Source organism: Streptomyces sp. KL2, from assembly GCF_046529545.1.
In the GTDB taxonomy this organism is placed as follows: Bacteria; Actinomycetota; Actinomycetes; order Streptomycetales; family Streptomycetaceae; genus Streptomyces; species Streptomyces radiopugnans.
In genome coordinates, this window is sequence record NZ_CP127170.1 from 1,747,392 (window position 1) to 1,767,097 (window position 19,706).

Annotated in this window: 15 protein-coding genes and 1 pseudogene; 9 read left to right on the forward strand and 7 right to left on the reverse strand. The window is 74.7% G+C overall.

The genetic code is table 11. The features are described 5' to 3' along the window. The first annotated feature begins 115 nt into the window (after positions 1–115). The gene (locus QPK52_RS07765; protein ID WP_410536408.1) at positions 116–970 is read left to right on the forward strand and encodes a hypothetical protein; all 855 of its coding nucleotides are present in this window, start codon (positions 116–118) and stop codon (positions 968–970) included. Here the strand turns inward: QPK52_RS07765 and QPK52_RS07770 are convergent. Together QPK52_RS07770 and QPK52_RS07775 are read right to left on the reverse strand one after the other, a co-directional pair. Continuing rightward, positions 967–2,508, reverse strand: coding sequence for a sensor histidine kinase (locus QPK52_RS07770; RefSeq protein WP_410540249.1), 1,542 nt, complete (start codon positions 2,506–2,508; stop codon positions 967–969). The genes QPK52_RS07765 and QPK52_RS07770 overlap by 4 nt on opposite strands. A gap of 64 nt (positions 2,509–2,572) precedes the next feature. Continuing rightward, positions 2,573–3,238 carry a response regulator transcription factor gene (locus QPK52_RS07775; RefSeq protein ID WP_410536410.1) on the reverse strand — a complete coding sequence of 222 codons (666 nt, stop codon included), beginning with the start codon at positions 3,236–3,238 and terminating at the stop codon, positions 2,573–2,575. Positions 3,239–3,357: 119 nt separating this feature from the next. On the opposite strand from QPK52_RS07775, the gene QPK52_RS07780 reads away from it, so the two are divergent. Then, on the forward strand, positions 3,358–3,936 hold the full coding sequence (locus QPK52_RS07780) for a PepSY domain-containing protein (protein ID WP_410536411.1): 579 nt from the start codon (positions 3,358–3,360) through the stop codon (positions 3,934–3,936). A gap of 19 nt (positions 3,937–3,955) precedes the next feature. Here QPK52_RS07780 and meaB read toward each other — a convergent pair whose 3' ends face one another. Then, complete coding sequence (gene meaB, locus QPK52_RS07785; RefSeq protein ID WP_410536413.1) at positions 3,956–4,915, reverse strand: methylmalonyl Co-A mutase-associated GTPase MeaB; 960 nt, start codon at positions 4,913–4,915, stop codon at positions 3,956–3,958. 203 nt (positions 4,916–5,118) lie between these two features. Continuing rightward, entirely contained in the window at positions 5,119–6,345 is a 1,227-nt protein-coding gene (locus QPK52_RS07790) for an acetyl-CoA C-acetyltransferase (RefSeq protein WP_410536415.1), read from the reverse strand. 137 nt (positions 6,346–6,482) lie between these two features. Here QPK52_RS07790 and mce point away from each other — a divergent pair, with 137 nt between their 5' ends. The 5 genes from mce to QPK52_RS07815 all read left to right on the forward strand — a co-directional run bounded on the left by mce (position 6,483) and on the right by QPK52_RS07815 (position 13,816). Next, positions 6,483–6,914: a methylmalonyl-CoA epimerase gene (gene mce, locus QPK52_RS07795; RefSeq protein WP_093661901.1), complete on the forward strand. Its 432-nt coding sequence runs from the start codon at positions 6,483–6,485 to the stop codon at positions 6,912–6,914. Positions 6,915–7,062: 148 nt separating this feature from the next. Continuing rightward, complete coding sequence (scy, locus tag QPK52_RS07800; RefSeq protein WP_410536416.1) at positions 7,063–10,446, forward strand: polarized growth protein Scy; 3,384 nt, start codon at positions 7,063–7,065, stop codon at positions 10,444–10,446. A 123-nt stretch (positions 10,447–10,569) separates the two neighbouring features. Continuing rightward, positions 10,570–11,511, forward strand: coding sequence for a cellulose-binding protein (locus tag QPK52_RS07805; protein ID WP_093661905.1), 942 nt, complete (start codon positions 10,570–10,572; stop codon positions 11,509–11,511). 212 nt (positions 11,512–11,723) lie between these two features. Beyond that, positions 11,724–12,860, forward strand: coding sequence for an ABC transporter ATP-binding protein (locus tag QPK52_RS07810; protein WP_410536417.1), 1,137 nt, complete (start codon positions 11,724–11,726; stop codon positions 12,858–12,860). Beyond that, positions 12,857–13,816, forward strand: a complete 960-nt coding sequence (locus QPK52_RS07815; protein ID WP_410536419.1) for an ABC transporter permease — start codon at positions 12,857–12,859, stop codon at positions 13,814–13,816. Before QPK52_RS07810 ends, QPK52_RS07815 begins: the two co-directional genes overlap by 4 nt. Positions 13,817–13,838: 22 nt before the next feature. On the opposite strand, the gene QPK52_RS07820 is transcribed toward QPK52_RS07815, so the two are convergent. Then, entirely contained in the window at positions 13,839–14,162 is a 324-nt protein-coding gene (locus QPK52_RS07820) for an ATP/GTP-binding protein (protein ID WP_093661911.1), read from the reverse strand. A 254-nt stretch (positions 14,163–14,416) separates the two neighbouring features. On the opposite strand from QPK52_RS07820, the pseudogene QPK52_RS07825 reads away from it, so the two are divergent. Continuing rightward, positions 14,417–15,439 (forward strand): annotated as a pseudogene (locus QPK52_RS07825) (LLM class flavin-dependent oxidoreductase); the annotation flags it as partial. A 120-nt stretch (positions 15,440–15,559) separates the two neighbouring features. Here the strand turns inward: QPK52_RS07825 and QPK52_RS07830 are convergent. Then, the gene (locus QPK52_RS07830; RefSeq protein ID WP_093661915.1) at positions 15,560–15,952 is read right to left on the reverse strand and encodes an SCO5389 family protein; all 393 of its coding nucleotides are present in this window, start codon (positions 15,950–15,952) and stop codon (positions 15,560–15,562) included. A 230-nt stretch (positions 15,953–16,182) separates the two neighbouring features. Here QPK52_RS07830 and nucS point away from each other — a divergent pair, with 230 nt between their 5' ends. Next, positions 16,183–16,854: an endonuclease NucS gene (gene nucS / locus QPK52_RS07835; protein ID WP_410536421.1), complete on the forward strand. Its 672-nt coding sequence runs from the start codon at positions 16,183–16,185 to the stop codon at positions 16,852–16,854. A 94-nt stretch (positions 16,855–16,948) separates the two neighbouring features. Here nucS and QPK52_RS07840 read toward each other — a convergent pair whose 3' ends face one another. Next, entirely contained in the window at positions 16,949–19,621 is a 2,673-nt protein-coding gene (locus QPK52_RS07840) for an ATP-binding protein (protein ID WP_410536423.1), read from the reverse strand. Positions 19,622–19,706: the final 85 nt, after the last annotated feature.

Below are 19,706 nucleotides of genomic sequence, written 5' to 3' on the forward strand. Positions count from 1 at the left end.
CGTGACGGACAAGACGCGGCGGGTCCGCGGCTGACTGGCCCTTTCCGGGGGAGCGCTGGACCGGACGAGCGGGAGGGTCCTCTGCCGCCGGACCCGCGCCAAGAGGTAACCGCCGATGAGCCAGCCACCACCGGGCCAGCCCCCGCACGACGGCTTCGGCCCTCCGCAGTATCCGGGCGGGCAGCCGCAGCAGCCCCCGCCGCCGCAGGGCGGCCCGCCCCAGGCTCCGCCGCCGGGCTACGGCGGGCCCGCGGCGTACCCCCAGGGCGGGCAGCCGGGTTACGCCTACCCGCAGCCCGGGCAGCAGCCGCCCCAGCAGCCCTACGGGCAGCCGAACCCGTACGCCGCCTACCCGCCGCCGCAGGGCGGCGGAGGATCCGGTCCCAGGGGCGCGCAGGGCAGGGTGGCCCTCATCGCCGGCGGCGCCGTGGTGGCGCTCGCCCTCATCGGCGGCGGGGTCTACCTTGCGGTCGGCGGTGACGACGGCGAGCCCGCCGCCACCGCCGCGAGCCCCTCCCCCGGCGTCTCCTCCGAACCGGCCGAGGAGACGGACGAACCGGAGGAGCCGGCCGGGGAGCCGACCGAGGACCCGCTCGACGAATACGACGAGCCCACCGACGAACCGGCCGACGAACCGGCCGGGGCCCCGCCCGCCCAGAACGACTTCAAGGGGCAGTGGCAGGGCGAGGGCGCCAGGACGCTGACCGTCGGCAGGGTGTTCGAGAGCGGGGAGGCCGAGGGGAAGAACTCGGTCTCCTGGATCGAGTTCGGCGGCGACGGCATATGCGTGGGCATCGGCGAGAACCAGAGCCGCGGCTACCGGATCGCGCTCAAGTGCGGCGAGGGCGATGACGAGGAGTACATCGCGGGCACCGCCAACAAGACCTCGGACGGCGAGAGCATCAAGATCAAGTGGGACGACGGGGGCGGAACCGACACCCTCGACTGGATCGGCAACGACAACGTCTAGTGCCGCCCCGGGCGGGCCGGGGCCGCGGCGGGCAGCCGCAGGGTGAACAGGGCGCCGCCCCCGGCCGCCCGGCCGGCGGTGAGGGTGCCGCCGTGCCGGGCCGCCACGTCGCGGGCGATGGCCAGCCCCAGCCCGGCGCCGCCGTCGTCCCGGCTGCGCGCGTCGTCCAGCCGTACGAACCGTTCGAAGATCCTCTCCCGCTCCTCCTCCGGCACCCCGGCGCCGTCGTCGGCGACCTCCAGCACGGCCTGCCCGTGTTCGCGGCCCACCCGCACCCGGACGCGGGAGGCCGCGTGGCGCTGGGCGTTGTCCAGGAGGTTGCCGAGCACCCGGGCGAGCTGGCCGCGCGAGCCCGACACCTCCACCGGTTCCCCGTCCTCGCCGCCCCCGCCGCCCCCGCCGCCCCCGCCGTCCTCCAGGACGACGGCGATCCGGTCCCCGGTGCGCTGCGCCAGCTCCTCCCGCACCAGCGCGTACAGGTCCACCCGCGCGTCACCGGGACGCTCCCCGGCGTCCAGGCGGGCCAGCAGCAGCAGATCGGCGGCGAGGGCCTGCAGCCGTACGGTGTCGTGGACCGCGCCGTCGATGTCGAGCAGCCCGGGGTGGGCGGCGGCGACCTCCAGCTGGGTGCGCAGGGAGGCGATCGGACTGCGCAGTTCGTGCGAGGCGTCGGCGACGAAGCGGCGCTGCCGTTCGACGGACGCCTCCAGGGCGCTCAGGGTCTCGTTGGTGGTCCGCGCCAGGCGCGCGATCTCGTCGCGGGAGGGGGGCTCGGGCACGCGCCGGGACAGGTCGGTGCCGGCCGCGACGGCCGCCATCTCCCGGCGGATGCCCTCCACCGGGCGCAGCGCGCCCCGGGTGACCAGCCAGGTGACGCCGCCGACGACGGCGAGCAGCGCGGGCAGCCCGGCGAGCATGGTGCCGGTGACGGTCGAGACGGCCTCCTCCTGCTCGGCGAGGGAGGCCCCGGCGTAGACGGTGACGGGGACGCGGTCGCGGGTGACGCCCTGCACGGCGACCAGGCGGAAGTCCTGCGTCGCCGCCGCCCGGGAGCGGTCGTAGGTCACCTCGCCGTCCTCGTCGACGGGCAGGGCGACGGTGCGGGTGACACTGTTGCGGTCCACCGCGACGGGCTCGTCGGACGGCGCCGGGGTGGCGCCGCCCCCGTCATCGTCGTCGCGGTCGTCGTCACCGCTGTCGTCATGGTCGTCGTCGCGGTCGTCGTCGCCGCTGTCCTCCGGAGAGGGCGTGACGGGCGTCCGCCGGGGTTCCGCGGGCCTGTTGAAGTCGGCGATGGGCCCGCGTCCGCGCAGCGGGGTGCCGGCCCCGAGCACCGTGCCGGAGGCGTCCACCACCTGCACCGGCTCGTCGTCCGCCAGCGCGTCCACTCCCGCCACCTCGTCCGCCGGCACGTCGGCGACCCCGGCGGCGACCTCGCGGGCGGTGGTCTCGGCGTGCAGCCGGGCGTTCTCGGCGAGGCCTCCGCGGAGCACCTCGACCACCGCGACACCGGCCGCCACCAGTGCGACCGCCACCACGAGCGTGGCGCCGAGCGCGGCGCGCACCCGGACGGTGAGCCGGGCCAGCGGGGAGGGCAGGGGCCTACGCACCGTTCCGCACCAGCCGGTACCCGGCGCCGCGCACCGTGGCGATCGCCGCGCTGCCCAGCTTGCGGCGCAGCGCGCTGACGTACACCTCGACGATGTTGACGTCGCCCTCGTAGGCGAAGTCCCAGACGTGTTCGAGGACCTCCGCCTTGGAGACCACCTCCCCGGCGCGCACCGCCAGGTACTCCAGGACGGCGAACTCCTTGGCGGTCAGCGCCACCTCGCGCCCGTCCAGGGTCACCTGCCGCGCGGCGGGGTCCACGGTCAGCCCGCCCACCCGCAGCACGGCCGCCCCGCCCCGGGTGCGGCGGCGCAGCAGCGCCCTCACCCGGGCGAGCAGCACCACGTAGGAGAACGGCTTGGTGAGGTAGTCATCGGCGCCGGTGTCGAGTCCCTCGGCCTCGTCGTACTCGCCGTCCTTGGCGGTCAGCATCAGGATCGGCGTCTCGTCCCCGGCGGCGCGCAGGGCCGAGCAGACCCGGTAGCCGTTCATGCCCGGCAGCATGATGTCGAGGACGATCAGGTCGTAGGAGCCCTCGGTCGCCCGGTGCAGCCCGTCCCGGCCGTCGTGGACCACGTCGACGGCGAACCCCTCGGCCGTCAGGCCCCTGGCCAGCGACAGGGCGAGCCGCTTCTCGTCCTCCACGATCAGTACGCGCATGGGGTCAGCCTGCCAAAAGCCGCCTGAAGAGATCTTCAGGCGGCTTCAGGAAGCCCTCAGCCGCACCCTGCGACGGTGTTCACGTCAGATGCGGAACCCGTCTGCAGGGAGGAACACCCATGAACCGCAAGCTGGTCGTCGCCGCCGTCGCCACCGCCGCCCTCGCCGTCGGCGGTGGCACCCTCGCCTTCGCCGAGGACGACACCGATCGGAGCGCCCTGGCCGCGAGCCTGCGGGCCGGCGCCGACACCGGCGACCGGGACGACACCGATGACCGGGACGACCGGGACGACGACGGCCGGGACGACCGGGACGAGCGGCAGACGCTGCGCGGCGCCGGGGTCACCCTCCAGGAGGCCGTCGCGGCCGCGCTGAAGGCCGTGCCGGGCACGGCGGAGTCCGCCGAGCTGGACGACGACGACAGCGACCGGCTGGTCTGGGACGTCGACGTCCTGGGCGAGGACGGCGCCTGGCACGAGGTCTCGGTGGACGCGGACAGCGCCGACGTGCTGGAGCGGGGCGCCGGATCGGACGACGGCGACGACGCTGCGGAGGACCGGGACGACCGGGACGACGCTGCGAACGACCGCGGTGACGACGCGGACGACCGGGGCGGGGACGACGCCGACGACCAGGACGACGACCGGGACGACGACAAGGGCGGCGACGACCGGGACGACGACAGCCGCGAGGGCTGACGGCCGTCCCCCGCCGGGCTCACTCGCCCGTCAGCCCCGCCACCAGCTCGTCGGCCGCCGCGTACGGGTCGAGCGTCCCGCCCACGATCCGCTCGGCCAGCGCGTCCAGGCGCCGGTCGCCGTGCAGGTCGCCGATGCGCTCGCGCAGCGCGGTCACCGCGATGGTCTCCACCTCGCGGGCCGCGCGCGCCCGGCGGCGCTCGGCGAGCACCCCGCGCTCCTCCATCCAGGCCCGGTGCTTCTCCAGCGCCTCGACGACCTCGTCGACGCCCTCGCCGCGCGCGGCGACGGTCTTGACGATCGGCGGGCGCCAGTCGCCGGGCCCCCGGGCCTCGCCCAGGCCCAGCATGTGGTTGAGCTCGCGGGCGGTGGCGTCGGCGCCGTCGCGGTCGGCCTTGTTGACCACGTACACGTCGCCGATCTCCAGGATCCCGGCCTTGGCGGCCTGGATGCCGTCGCCCATGCCGGGTGCGAGGAGGACGACGGAGGTGTCGGCCTGCGAGGCGATCTCGACCTCGGACTGGCCGACGCCGACCGTCTCCACCAGGACCACGTCGCAGCCGGCCGCGTCCAGGACGCGGATGGCCTGCGGGGCGGCCCAGGCCAGGCCGCCGAGGTGGCCGCGGGTGGCCATGGAGCGGATGTAGACGCCGGGATCGGAGGCGTGCTCGGACATCCGCACCCGGTCGCCCAGCAGCGCGCCGCCGGAGAAGGGCGAGGAGGGGTCCACCGCGAGGACGCCGACCCGCCTGCCGGCCTTGCGGTACGCGGTCACCAGCGCCGAGGTGGAGGTGGACTTGCCCACCCCCGGCGAGCCGGTCAGACCGACGACGTACGCGTTGCCCGTCAGCGGCGCCAGCGCCGCCATGACCTCCCTGAGCTGCGGGGAGGCGCCCTCCACCAGCGAGATCAGCCGGGCCACGGCCCGGGGCCTGCCCTGCCGTGCCTGCTCCACCAGTCCGGGGACGTCCACCGCCATGCGTGCTGCGCTCCTCGCGTTACTCGGCCGTCACCGGCCCGTGTCGGCCTTCATCGGCCCTCGTCGGCCGGACCGGGCGGCCGCTGTGGCCGACCGCCCGGTCCGGCCGTCATTCTTCCCGCGCCGCTCGCGCGCCGCCGTGCCGCCGGTCACACGGGCCCGCACCCGTCGGGTACGGCGTACGGGCCCGTGCGACCGCGCCGTCACTTCCCGGGCACCCGCACGATCAGGGCGTCGCCCTGGCCGCCGCCGCCGCACAGCGCCGCGGCGCCGACGCCGCCGCCGCGGCGCTTGAGCTCCAGGGCGAGGTGGAGCACGATGCGCGCGCCGGACATACCGATCGGGTGACCCAGCGCGATCGCGCCGCCGTTGACGTTCACCTTTTCGTGGTCGATGCCGAGGTCCTTCATCGACTGCACCGCGACGGCCGCGAACGCCTCGTTGATCTCGATCAGGTCGAGGTCGCCGACCTCCAGGCCGTCCTTCTTCAGGGCGTGGCGGATGGCGCTGGACGGCTGCGACTGCAGGGAGTTGTCGGGGCCCGCGACGTTGCCGTGGGCGCCGATCTCGGCGATCCACTCCAGGCCCAGCTCCTCGGCCTTGGCCCTGCTCATCACGACCACCGCGGCGGCGCCGTCGGAGATCTGCGAGGAGCTGCCGGCGGTGATGGTGCCGTCCTTGGCGAAGGCCGGGCGCAGCCTGCCCAGGGACTCGGCGGTGGTCTCGGGCCGGATGCCCTCGTCCTTGGAGAACAGGATCGGGTCGCCCTTGCGCTGCGGGATCTCCACCGGGGTGATCTCGGCGTCGAACAGACCGTTCTTCTGCGCGGCGGCGGCCCGCTGGTGGGAGAGGGCGGCGATCTCGTCCTGCTCGGCGCGGCCGATGCCCAGGCGGGTGTTGTGCTTCTCCGTGGACTCGCCCATGGCGACGTTCTCGAAGGAGTCGGTCAGGCCGTCGTGGGCCATGGCGTCCAGCATCTGCACCGCGCCGTACTTGAAGCCCTCGCGGGACTTCGGCAGCAGGTGGGGGGCGTTGGTCATGGACTCCTGGCCGCCGGCGACGACCACGTCGAACTCGCCGGCGCGGATGAGCTGGTCGGCCAGCGCGATGGCGTCCAGGCCCGACAGGCAGACCTTGTTGATCGTCAGCGCGGGGACGTTCATGGGGATGCCGGCCTTGACGGCGGCCTGGCGCGCCGGGATCTGCCCGGCGCCGGCCTGGAGCACCTGGCCCATGATCACGTACTCGACCTGGTCCCCGCCGATGCCCGCGCGGTCCAGGGCCGCCTTGATGGCGAAGCCGCCCAGGTCGGCGCCGGAGAAGGTCTTCAGGGAGCCCAGCAGGCGGCCCATGGGCGTACGGGCGCCCGCGACGATCACGGAGGTGGCGGCGGACGCCGAACGGGTCTCGGGGTTCGTCTTTTCGGTCACGGTGCGGCCCCTTCGGAGCAGGGAGTTAACGAGGGTTATCGCCAATGTACTGAGCGGTACCGTCCCGGGTCACCGGTCGGTCGGTGTGACCGTGCGCACGTTGCGTAACCACACTCCGGGACGGTGCACTGTCTTCCATGCTGACGCGCATCGACCACATCGGTATCGCCTGTTTCGACCTGGACAAGACGGTGGACTTCTACCGTGCCACCTACGGCTTCGAGGTGTTCCACACCGAGGTGAACGAGGAGCAGGGGGTGCGCGAGGCCATGCTGCGGATCAACGGCACGGACGACGGCGGCGCCTCCTACCTCCAGCTCCTGGAACCGACCCGCGACGACTCCACGGTGGCCAAGTGGCTGGCGAAGAACGGCGAGGGCGTGCACCACATCGCCTTCGGCACCGCGGACGTCGACGGGGAGGCCGAGGCGATCCGGAACAAGGGCGTCCGGGTGCTGTACGACGAGCCGCGCACCGGCTCGATGGGCTCGCGGATCACCTTCCTCCACCCCAAGGACTGCCACGGCGTACTCACCGAACTGGTCACCTCCGCTTCCTCACACCACTGACGCCCGCTCCCCCGGCCGGTAGAGTGGCCGTTCGGCCGGGGCTGCGGGCCGGCAGGGGCCCGTCCCATGTTCCGCCGATGATCTGACACCATTTCTCCGAAGGGTCAGTTCACCTTCACCACGACCAGGGGACGGATGGGACCGCGCAGTGCGGGGCTACGACCGCTACGAGGCTGACGACCACCTCTCTCAGCTCGAAGCCGAGATGAAGCGGCTGAAGGACGAGCGGGAAAAGGCGATCGACCACGCCGACGACCTCGGCTACCAGGTCGAAGTGCTGCGCGCCAAGCTGCACGAGGCGCGCCGCGCTCTCGCCGCGCGCCCGGCCGGCTACGACAACCTGTCGCACCAGGCCGAGCAGCTGCTGCGCAACGCCCAGGCGCAGGCCGAGCAGTTGCGCGCGGACGCCGAGCGCGAGCTGCGCGAGGCCCGGGCCCAGACCCAGCGGCTCCTGCAGGAGCACGCCGAGCGGCAGGCCCGTATGGAGGCCGAGCTGCACGCCGAGGCGGTCGCCCGCCGCCAGCGGCTGGACGAGGAGCTGGCCGAGCGCCGCGCGACCGTCGAGTCCCACGTCAACGAGAACGTCGCCTGGGCCGAGCAGTTGCGCGCCCGCAGCGAGTCGCAGGCCCGGCGGCTGATGGACGAGGCCCGCGCCGAGGCCGAGCAGACCCTGGCCGCGGCCCGCGCCGAGGTGCAGCGGCTGACCGAGCAGTCCCGGCAGCGCCTGAACTCCGAGGCGGAGGCCGCCAAGGCCGAGGCCGAGCAGTTGCTGCGCCGGGCCCGCGCGGACGCCGAGCGGCTGCTGAACGCCGCCTCCACCCAGGCGCAGGAGGCCACCGAGCACGCCGAGCGGCTGCGCACCTCCACCGCCGCCGAGTCCGAGGCCGCACGCCGCGAGGCCACCGCGCTGGCGCGCCAGGCCGAGCAGCGGATGCAGGAGGCCGAGACGGCGCTGCGCGAGGCCCGCGCGGAGGCCGACCGAGTCCTGGCCGAGGCGCGCGAGGCCGCCGCCAGGCGGCTGGCCGACGCCGAGTCGGAGAACGAGCAGCGCGGGCGTACCGCCAAGGCCGAGATCGCGCGCATGGTCGCCGAGGCCACCAAGGACGCCGAGGCCGCCAAGGCCGAGGCCGAGCAGGTGCGGGCCGACGCCCGGGCCGAGGCCGAGCGGCTGATCGCCGAGGCCCGCGAGAGCGCCCGCGCCAAGTCGGCCGAGGAGTCGGCCGCCCAGCTCGCCGAGGCCGCGCGTACGGCCGAGGAGGTGCTCACCAAGGCGTCCGAGGAGGCCAAGGCCACCACCCGGGCCGCCGCCGAGGAGGCCGAGCGGCTGCGCGCCGAGGCCGAGGCGGAGGCCGACCGGCTGCGCGCCGAGGCGCACGATCTGGCCGAGCAGCTCAAGGGCGCGGCCAAGGACGACACCAAGGAGTACCGCGCCAAGACCGTCGAGCTCCAGGAGGAGGCGCGGCGGCTGCGCGGCGAGGCCGAGCAGCTGCGCGCCGACGCGGTCGAGGAGGGCGAGCGGATCCGCGGCGAGGCCCGCCGCGAGGCCGTCCAGCAGATCGAGGAGGCCGCCAGCCGCGCCGAGGAGCTGCTCAGCCAGGCCAAGGCGGACGCCGAGGAGACCCGCGGCGCCGCGGTGGCCGAGGGCGAGCGGGTGCGCACCGAGGCGATCGAGCGGGCCACCGCCCTGCGCCGCCAGGCCGAGGAGGCCCTGGAGCGGGCCCGCGCCGAGGCCGAGGAGCTGCGGACCGCGGCCGAGCAGCAGGCCGAGCGGACCCGCGAGGAGGCCGAGCAGGCCGGTCGCCGGCTGCGCGAGGAGGCCGAGCAGGCCGTCACCGCCCGCCGCGCCGAGGCCGACGCGGAGCTGGAGCGGCTGCGCGCGGAGGCCGAGCAGCGGCTGACCGCCGCCGAGGAGGAGCTGCGCGGGGCCCGTGAGGAGGCCGAGCGGCTGCGCGAGGAGACCCGCGCCGAGACCGAGCGGCTGCGCGCGGAGTCGGCGGAGCGGCTGCGCGGTCTGCGGGAGCAGGCCGAGGAGGAGGCCGAGCGGCTGCGCACGGAGGCGGTCTCCGACGCCGCGCAGGCCCGCGCCGAGGGCGAGGCCCTGGCGGTGCGGCTGCGCACCGAGGCGGCGACCGAGGCCGAGCGGCTGCGCACCGAGGCGCAGGAGACGGCCGACCGGGTGCGGGCGGAGGCGAACGCCGCCGCCGAGCGCATGGGCGCCGAGGCGGCCGAGGCGCTGGCCGCCGCCCAGGAGGAGGCCTCCAGGCGCCGCCGCGAGGCCGAGGAGCTGCTCACCGGCGCCCGCCAGGAGGCGGACCGGGAGCGGGCCCAGGCCCGTGAGCAGAGCGAGGAGTTGCTCGCCTCGGCCCGCAAGCGGGTCGAGGAGGCGCAGGCCGAGGCCGAGCGGCTGGTGGCCGAGGCCGAGCTGCGGGCCGCCGAACTGGTCTCCGCCGCCGAGCAGAAGGCCCAGCAGGTACGCGACTCGGTCGCGGGCATGCACCAGCAGGCCGAGGAGGAGATCGCCGGTCTGCGTTCCGCGGCCGAGCACGCCGCGGCGACCCTGCGCCGGGAGGCGAAGGAGGAGACGGACGCCGCCAAGTCGCTGGCGGAGCGCACCGTTTCGGAGGCGATCGCCGAGGCGGACCGGGTCCGGACCACGGCGGGCGAGGAGGCCGAGCGCACGCGCGCCGAGGCCGACCGCGTACGGGACGAGGCCCGTGAGGCGGCGGCGCGCAGGCTGGGCGACGCGGCCGAGCAGGCCGACCGGCTGGTCGCCGAGGCCCGCGAGGAGGCCGTACGCATCGCGGCGGCCGCCGAGGAGCAGGCGGACACCATGGTGGGCGCCGCCCGCAAGGAGGCCGAGCGGCTGGTGGCCGAGGCGCGGACGGAGAGCACCTCGCTGGTGGAGAAGTCCCGCAGCGACTCCGACACCATGCTGGAGGAGGCCCGCCGCGACGCGAGCGCCATCCGGGAGCGGGCCGAGGAGCTGCGCTCGCGCACCGAGGCCGAGGTCGAGGAACTGCACGAGCGGGCGCGCCGGGAGGCCGCCGAGGCGGTGCGGTCCGCCGGCGAGCGTGTGGACAAGCTGGTGAAGGCCGCCGACGAGCAGCTGGCCGAGGCGAAGGAGAAGGCCCGTCAGACCCGTGCGGAGGCCGACTCCGAGGCGAGCAGGGTCCGTATCGCCGCGGTGCGCAAGGCCGAGGGGCTGCTCAAGGAGGCCGAGCAGAAGAAGGCCGCGATCGTCCGGGAGGCCGAGAAGGTGCTCGCCGAGGCGGAGGCCGAGGCGAAGCGGACCCTGGAGAAGGGCAAGCGCGAGCTGGATGTGCTGACCCGCCGTCGCGAGGACATCAACGCCGAGATCTCACGCGTACAGGACGTGCTGGAGGCGCTTGAGTCCTTCGAGTCACCCGGCAGGGGCAAGTCCGACAAGGACGGCAAGGGAGGAAAGGGCTCTGACGGAGGATCGAATGGAGCGGTCAAGGCCGGTGCGGGAGCGGGAGCGGCGCATGGCGGCAGCAAACAGGGCAAGAACTGAGCCACTCGAACGGGCGTACATTCTGCATATCAAACCGGCATCTTCTCGAAGACACGCCGTTTTCCCCCCTAGGATTCCCTCTATCACTCTCCCGTCCGACCCCGTCTGACCGACAGGAACCCCATGAGCGACAACACCTCTCCCTTCGGCTTCGAGCTCGTGCGGCGCGGCTACGACCGCGGTCAGGTGGACGACCGCATCGCGAAGCTCGTCGCCGACCGTGACAACGCGCTGGCCCGTATCGCCTCGCTGGAGAAGCGCATCGAGGAGCTGCACCTCGAGACGCAGAACGCCCAGGCGCAGATCAACGACTCCGAGCCGTCGTACGCCGGACTGGGCGCCCGTGTCGAGAAGATCCTCCGTCTCGCCGAGGAGGAGGCCAAGGACCTGCGCGAGGAGGCCCGCCGGGCCGCCGAGCAGCACCGGGAGCTGGCCGAGTCCGCCGCGCAGCAGGTGCGCAACGACGCCGAGGCGTACGCCGCCGACCGCAAGGCCAAGGCGGAGGACGAGGGAGCCCGGATCGTCGAGAAGGCCAAGGGCGAGGCCGCCACGCTGCGCGCGGACGCGCAGAAGGACGCCCAGGCCAAGCGCGAGGAGGCCGACGCCCTCTTCGAGGACACCCGGGCCAAGGCCGCGCAGGCCGCCGCCGACTTCGAGACCAACCTGGCCAAGCGCCGCGAGCAGTCCGAGCGCGACCTGGCGTCCCGTCAGGCCAAGGCCGAGAAGCGGCTGGCGGAGATCGAGCACCGCGCCGAGCAGCTCCGCCTGGAGGCCGAGAAGCTGCGCACCGACGCCGAGCGCCGCGCCCGCCAGACGGTGGAGACCGCCCAGCGCCAGGCCGAGGACATCGTGGCCGACGCCAACGCCAAGGCCGACCGCATCCGCAGCGAGTCCGAGCGCGAGCTGGCGGCGCTCACCAACCGCCGCGACAGCATCAACGCCCAGCTCACCAACGTCCGCGAGATGCTGGCCACGCTCACCGGCGCGGCCGTCGCCGCGACCGGGCAGCCGAGCACCGACAGCGGCGAGGAGTCGCTGGGCGTCCCCGCCCAGCAGTCGCGCTGAGGCACGCCGACCGGGTCGGCCGCACCGGCAGACGGTGGGACACCGCGCCCCGCACCGCCCTTCGGCGGTGCGGGGCGCCGCCGTCTCCGCCCTCTTTCCGCGGAGGGCGCCGCGCCCCGGGAGCGGACGGGAACCGAACTCCCCCCGGTAGCCTCCTAGTCCAGACGGGGCCCAGCGCCCGGACCGCGACGGCCAGCAGGGGCGGAAGAAGCATGATCGAAGCAGTCGGCCTGACGAAGCGCTACGGCGCCAAGACGGCCGTGTACAACCTCTCCTTCCGGGTGAGGCCGGGGATGGTCACCGGCTTCCTGGGACCCAACGGCTCGGGGAAGTCCACCACCATGCGGATGATCCTGGGGCTGGACGCCCCCACCGAGGGGCATGTCACCATCGGCGGCCACCCGTACCGCAGGCTCCCCAACGCGCCCCGGCAGGTGGGTGCTCTGCTGGACGCCAAGGCGGTGCACGGCGGGCGCAGCGCCTACAACCACCTGCTCTGCCTGGCCCGGCTCTCCGGCATCCCCGCGCGCCGCGTGGACGAGGTGCTGGGCGTCGTGGGCCTGCGGGATGTGGCGAAGAAGCGCTCCAAGGGCTTCTCGCTCGGCATGGGCCAGCGGCTGGGCATCGCCGCGGCACTGCTGGGCGACCCGCAGGTGCTGCTGTTCGACGAGCCGGTCAACGGCCTCGACCCGGAGGGCATCCTCTGGATCCGCAACCTGATGAAGAAGCTGGCCTCGGAGGGGCGCACGGTCTTCGTCTCCAGCCATCTGATGAGCGAGATGGCCCTGACGGCCGACCATCTGATCGTCATCGGCCGCGGCCAGTTGCTCGCGGACATGTCCGTGAAGGACTTCATCGCGCACAACTCCGCCGACTTCGCCCGGGTGCGCACCCCCGACGACGCACCGGAGCAGCGCGACAGGCTCACCGCCGCCCTCGCCGAGGCCGGCGGCAGCGTCCGGCCGGAACCGGACGGCGCGCTGCGGGTGTCCGGGCTGCCGCTGCCGCGGATCAGCGATCTGGCGCACGGGGCGGACGTACGGCTGTGGGAGCTCTCCCCGCACTCGGCCTCCCTGGAGGAGGCGTACATGCGCATGACGCAGGGCGCGGTGGACTACCGGTCCGCCGAGGACACGCGGGCCGGGCTCCTGGCGCAGCCGCCGGCGGGGTACGCGGGCCCGCCGGCGGGGTACGCGGCGCCGCCGGCCGCGGGGCAGGCCGCGGGGTGGCAGAACCCGTACGCGGTACCGCCGCAGCAGACCTGGCAGCCGCCGCAGCCGCCCGTGTCCGCGCCGGTGCCCGCCCCCGCCGACCCGACGACCGAGCGCGACAGCGAGGACGCCCGATGAGCACTCCCCAGCAGAGCCAGGCCGTGCCCCCCGTGCCGCCGGGCGCCCACCAGGCCGCACCGCAGACCGCACCGCAGGCGTTCTCCGGCCCGCCCCCCGGCAGCCACGTCTACGCCTCGCCGATCCCCGTCCGGCGCACCCATCTCGGACATGCCGTCGCCTCGGAGTGGACCAAGATCCGCTCGGTGCGCTCGACGGTGTGGACGCTCGCCGTGATGTTCGTCCTCGTCGTCGGCGTCGGCCTGCTCATGGCCCTCGCCCTCGGCAGCCAGGACGGCCTCGGGATGCCGGTGCTGGCCGGCGGCTTCTTCGGCCTGATGCTGGGCCAGCTGTGCGTGATCACGCTCGGGGTGCTGGTGATCACCTCCGAGTACAGCACCGGGATGATCCGCACCACCCTCACCGCCTGCCCGCAGCGCGGCCGGGTGCTCGCCGCCAAGGCGCTGGTCTTCTTCCTGCTGTCCTTCACGGTGACGCTGGTCGCCTGCACGCTGACCGCGTTCCTCCAGGCGGCGATGATCGAGGGCAAGCCCGTCCCCGAGTACATCGATCCGCAGATGCTCAACGAGGAGACGGCCGCCGCCGGGCAGGCCGTCGCGTCCGCCGGCGAGTGGCTGGGCGCGACGGTCGGCGCCGCGCTCTACGTGGCGCTGCTGGGCCTGCTGTCGCTGGCGGTCGGCACACTGCTGCGCAGCACCCCGGGCGCGATCACCACCATGCTCGGGCTGGTGCTGCTGCCCTTCATCGTCTCCCTGTTCCTCTTCACCGAGAGCGTGCGGGAGTTCGGCGAGAAGCTGCGCGAGTACTCGGTGCTCAACGGTCTGTCCGCGCTGTTCCGCATCCCTTTCGAGGGCGGTTCGGCCGACACCGGGTGGCCGCTGCTCTGGCTGCTGGCGGGCGTCACGCTCGCCGCGCTGCTCGGCGCGTACGCCCGCATCTCCACCCGCGACGTCTGACGGACGCCTCCGCCCCGCGCGGTCAGTACCGCGGGGCCTGGCGGGACCGCTGGAGCCGTGCGCTCCGGCGGTCCCTGGCGTTCCAGCACGCCCGGTGCCAGTGCCGCCGGTCGTCCACCCGCCCGTCGCGCTGCCAGGCCACGACGTGCGGCACCCCGGGCGGGATCTCCTGGTCGCAGCCGGGGCAGCGGTAGTGCTTGGCGGCGGACTGCCCGCTGATCTGCCGCACCACCCACTCCTCGCCGCGCCAGTCGTCGGTGTGCTCCATGCCGTAGCGGCCGTCCGCCTCCCCGTCGCGGCGGGCGGACCTGCCACCGCCGCGCGGGCGGTTTCGACGCGGGGACAACAGGCACCTCACGTGGTCTCGGGGGCTTTCGGGCCCGTCGGCGGACTGCTCCGTCCAGCCTACGCAGGTCGCGGGCGGCCTCGCGCCGCACGCCCTCGCTCCCTTCCCCTTCCCGCCTCCCGTGCGGTCCGAAAAAATTCCCGGCAGGCCGTGCCCTTGGCACGTGTCAGGCGTTGTCGCCTCAAGGGGACCGCTCGGAGATCCGTCGCGGGGCGGCGCCGGGGCGGTCCGGTACCGGGCAGGAGGCTGTGGCGATGCACATCGGGACTTTCGTACTGGCGGGGCAGTTCCCGGGGCAGGGGCAGGGGGAGGCGCTCCACCGCGCCCTGCGCTCCGCGGAGGCCGCCGAGCAGGCCGGACTGGACTCCGTGTGGGTGGCCGAGCACCACTTCGTCCCCTACGGGGTCTGCCCCTCGGCGATCACCATGGCCGCACTGCTGCTGGGGCGCACCCGGCGCATCGAGGTGGGCACGGCCGTGAGTGTGCTCCCCACCGTGCATCCGGTCGCCCTGGGCGAGCAGACCGCGCTGCTGCACCTCGTCTCCGGCGGCCGGTTCGCCCTCGGCGTCGGCCGCGGCGGCCCCTGGGTGGACCTGGAGGTCTTCGGCGGCGGCGCCGAGGCGTACGAGCGGGGCTTCCCCGAGTCGCTGGACCTGCTGCTGCGCTGGCTGCGCGAGCCGCGCGTCGGCGCGGACGGCGAGCGCTACCGCTTCCGCGAGGTCCCCGTCGTGCCGCGCCCGGACCAGGGCCTGGGCGGGCCGGAAGCACCGCCCGTGCTGGTCGCCTGCACCTCCCCCGCCTCCGTACGGCTGGCCGCGGCACGCGGGCTGCCGATGCTGCTGGGCATGCACTGCGGGGACGCGGAGAAGGCGGACATGGTCGCCCTGTGGCGGCGCGAGGCACTGGCGGCGGGAGCCGACCCGGAGGCCGTGGCGGCGGCCGGACACGTATCGGCCGGGGTGGCGCAGGTGGCCGACACCCGCGACGAGGCCGTGGAGACGCTCACCAAGGCGATGCCCGGCTGGCTGCGGCAGGGGCTGGAGGCCCACACGACCGTGGACGGCCGGGCGCGCTCCATGCGCGACCCGCTCGCGTACACCGAACTGCTGTGCTCACTGCACCCGGTCGGCCCGCCCCGGCTGTGCGCGGACCGGCTCGCGGCCACCGCCGAACGGACCGGGATCGGCCGGTTCGCGCTGCTGGTCGAGGGCTCCGGCGACCTGGCCGGCACCGAACTGAACGTTCAGCGCCTGGGTGCCGAGGTGCTGCCGCTCCTCCCCCGAGCAGCGGCAGCTCTTGCGTCTTCGGGCACACCATCGGGCACAGCGCCGGACGAGGGCGCTGGGACGGGCGAGGCGCCGTGACCGGCCACCGGCCCGCTCGCCGCCCGCCCGCGGTCAGCAGTCGCGCAGTTCCGGCGACTGGTTGAGGAGCTGGCCGCGGACGGAGGTGAAACGGGCGAGCCGCTCGTCCGCGGAGGGGTCCAGCGGGAAGACCGCGACCCGGTGGCAGTTCTGGAAGGCCAGTCTCACACCGAAGTGGCGCTCCAGCGCGCCGCGTATCGCGTCGCTGGCCAGTGCGCGCAGCAGCTGGCCACGCGCCTGCTCGTCCGGCGGCGGCGTCTGGTTGTCGGCGAACTCCCCGCCGTCCACCCTGAGTTCGGCCACCAGAGAACTGATCATGTCCCATGCGTAGGGCAGGGACGTACGGACGCAGTCGACGAAGGCCGCCTCGTCGACCTCGCCTCGCTCGGCCTGCTCCAGGAGGGCCGGTGAGACGTCGAGCGACATGGGTTCTCCTCTCGCGATCCCGGGCATACCAGGACCTCAGGGACGGAATGTCGGGGCTGCGCGTAACCGAACGATCTCGTACGGCGACCCCCAGGCTGCAACGTTATGCCTGCGCGTACCGCGGCACCAGGCGCGTGGGCACACAACAAGCCACGCTCGAACGGTGATCGAACAGGGAGAAGCAGGGGCGAATCGCGTGGACCGCCCGTCGTCCAGTAGCGTGGCCGACCATGCGTCTCGTCATCGCCCGCTGCTCCGTGGACTACGCCGGAAGGCTCACCGCCCACCTCCCGTCGGCTCCCCGTCTCATCCTGGTGAAGGCCGACGGATCGGTCTCGGTCCATGCGGACGACAGGGCCTACAAGCCCCTCAACTGGATGTCTCCGCCATGCACCCTCAAAGAGGGCGAGGAGAACGGCGTCGGCGTCTGGACGGTGGTCAACAAATCGGGGGAGAAACTCATCATCACGATGGAGGAGGTCCTGCACGACTCCTCGCACGAACTCGGTGTCGATCCCGGCCTGATCAAGGACGGCGTGGAGGCCCATCTACAGGAACTCCTCGCTGACCGAATGGAGACCCTCGGCGAGGGCTGGTCGCTGATACGGCGTGAGTACCCCACCGCCATCGGGCCGGTGGACATCCTGTGCCGGGACTCGGAGGGGACCACCGTCGCGATCGAGATCAAGCGGCGCGGCGAGATCGACGGCGTCGAGCAGCTCACCCGCTACCTGGAGCTGCTCAACCGCGATCCCCACCTCGCCCCGGTGCGCGGGGTGTTCGCGGCCCAGGAGATCAAGCCGCAGGCACGCGTGCTGGCCACGGACCGCGGCATCGACTGCGTCGTCCTCGACTACGACGCGCTGCGCGGCATCGAGGACGACAAGCTGCGGCTGTTCTGACCCCCTCACCCACCCGGTACGCACGCCGGGGCCGAAGCCGCGCGCTGGGCGCGGGGCTCCGGCCCCGGCGTGCGTGTCCGGCCGGGCTCCCGGGTCAGATGACCGGGCTCTCCGCGGAGTCCTGGGACATCTGGCCGCTGCTCGGCGCGGCACTGTCGGACGCCGTCCCGCTGGCGGTGACGCTTCCGCTGCCCGTGGAGTCGCCGGGGGGCTCCGGTTCCCCGGAGGGCTCGTCCGTCTCGTTTCCCGTTTCCGTCGGCGGGTCGGCCGGCTCGTCCGTCTCGTTTCCCGTTTCCGTCGGCCTGGTGGTCGGCTTCCTCGTGGGCGTCGGCGTGCTCGTCCTGGTCGTCGTCTCGGTGGGCTCCCCCGCGCCCCCGGAGGTCGTGTCGCGCTCCTCCTCCGCCTCCTCCGACGGCTCGCCCGTGCCGGACGCCTCCGGGTCGGCCGAACCCGTCCCGCTGTCGGACGGCTCACCGGGGACGGCCGGTGCGCTGCTCGCCCCCGGCTCCTCACCGCGCTCGTCGCCGTCGTCCGGCGCGGACTCGTCGACGGTGATGCCGTCGTCCTCCCGGGAGGTGACCGCCGGGTTGACGTTGCCGGCGGGCTCCTCGCCCCCCGAGGTCATGCCGATCGTCACGACCGTGCCCACCAGCGCGGCCAGCAGTGCGCCCGCACCCGCCGCGAAGACGTTGCGCCGGGCTCCGCGGATCGCGAGCCCGCGCGGGCCGCGGCGGCCGTCGCCCGGGCCGCCCGCACCGTGCGCGGTCCGCACGAACGGCGTCGGCCGGGTCAGCGCCTCGCTGCCGAAGGTGCCGCTGCCGGGCGTCTCGTCGAAGGCGCTGCCCACCGTCACCGGCGGAACCGCCAGGGCCGGGGGGAGCTTGTCGAGTCTCGGGGTGCTGCCGGTGGTCTGCGGCCCGGACGGGGCCGGCGCCACGGGCGGCGGTACGGAGGCCCCGGACTGCTTCGCCGGAGTCGGACGTCTGGGAAGTGCGGGCGGAGTGGAGGCGCCGGGCGCGGCGGGCGGCACGGCGACGGCCGGCAGCGCCCCGCCGAGGGCTATACCGCCGTCCCCGGGCCTCCCGGCGGCCTTGTCCCGGCCGCCCTCGGCCTCGATCGCGAAGCGGTCCTCGACCAGGGCCAGCGCACGCCGTCCGGCGACCGTGCCCCGCCGGTCCGCGAGCACCCCGCGCAGCCCGATGGAGGCCTCGAGCTCGGCGCGGGCCCGGTCCAGGTGGCCGGTGCACAGGGCGAGCACGCCGAGGTCGTGGTGGAAGTACGCCTCCTCGGCGACCTCGCCCGCCGTACGCGCCGCCTCCTGGCCGCCGCGCAGGATCCGCTCCCAGTGGCCCCAGTGCAGCGAGGCGGCGAGCATGGGCGCGGCGGTACGGGCCAGCAGCACGGCCGCGCTGGCGTGGCCGCCGCGCTGGGCCCCCTGGACGGCGGCGAGGACCGCCTCGGCCTCCTGCGCCACCCGCTCCGGGGTGACCGAGGGGTGGCCGGTCCACCAGGCGTAGTGCCGGGCGGCGGTGCGGGCGCGGTCGTCGGCTCCGTCGGCGTATCCGGCGTCGGCCAGCTGCCCGGCCACGTCCGGGGCGAGCCGGTGGTACGTCCCGGCGGTGGTGACCAGGCCGCAGGCGAGCAGCTCGCCCAGGGAGGCGTCGGCGTCGGCGTCGTCCACCAGCGCGGGCAGATGGGCCGGGTGCGGCAGCACGCCGCCGAGCGCCACGGCGAAGCGCAGCACCTCGCGGGTGCTCTCGGACAGCCGGGCGGCCAGGAGGGCGGCGGGGGCCGCGCCCTCGGCGAGCGTCGGCAGCGGTGAACCGGTCCGGCCGCTCCCCCCCGCGTTCCCGGCGCCCCCGGCGGCCTCGTCGTCCTCGTCGTCCTCGGCGTCCGCCTCGCCGCCGCTGCCGTCGCCTCCGGCCGCAGCCCGCGCGGCCTCCGCGTCGCGCTGCCGCAGCAGCGCGCCGGCCTGGACGAAGCGCAGCGGCAGCCCCTCGGACTCGAACCACAGGTCCCCGACCCAGCCGACCTCGTCCTCGGTCAGCGGACGGCGGACGATGTGCTCCATCAGCTCCCGGCAGGCGGAGCGGCTGATGCCGGAGAGGACGACCTTCTCCAGGGGCGCGTCGGCGGAGGGCGCGGGGGCGTCGGGCGCGGCCGTGATCAGGAAGGCGCACTCGGGGGTGGCGTCGAGGAGGGAGTCGAGCGCCTGGCCGCCGAACTCGACGTCGTCCAGCAGGACGACCGCGCCCACGCCGCGCACCGCCTCCTCCAGCTCGGCGCGGTCGGGGCGGTGCCGGGGCGCGTCGTGGACGGCGGCGAACAGCTCGTACAGCACGTCCGCGGCCGTGCGCTGGGTGCCGCTGAGCCGGATGACGCCGTCCGGGGCGAGGTCGGCGCACTCGGTGGCGACGGCGGCCAGCAGGGAGCTGCGTCCGGAGCCGGGCGCCCCGGTGAGCCGGACCGAGCGTCCGCGCCTGAGCAGTTGGAGGAGGCGCTCGCGCTCCGCCGTGCGTTCCAGCAGCGGCAGGTCGGGCAGGGAGATGCCGGCGGGGAGCGGTGCCACGGCGGCGCGCTCCCGCTCGGCGCGGGACTCGGGGGTGCGCCGGCGGGGTGCGCCGGGGTGCTCGCCGGGCGGGCAGGGCTCGATCTCGCTGCCGTCGACGGGATTGACGGTCAGCAGGTACTCACCCGCTATGAGCGGGATCGCGCGGGTGGTGCTCCCGCTGTCCTGATCCTCGGATCCCCGGTCGTTCGGGTCCATGGTGGTGCCCCCAGATGCGGTGCGTACTCGAAGCTCAGCTCTCCAGGGCCGACCGCACGCTCGCCTTCGCTCGTGGTCCGGTGGC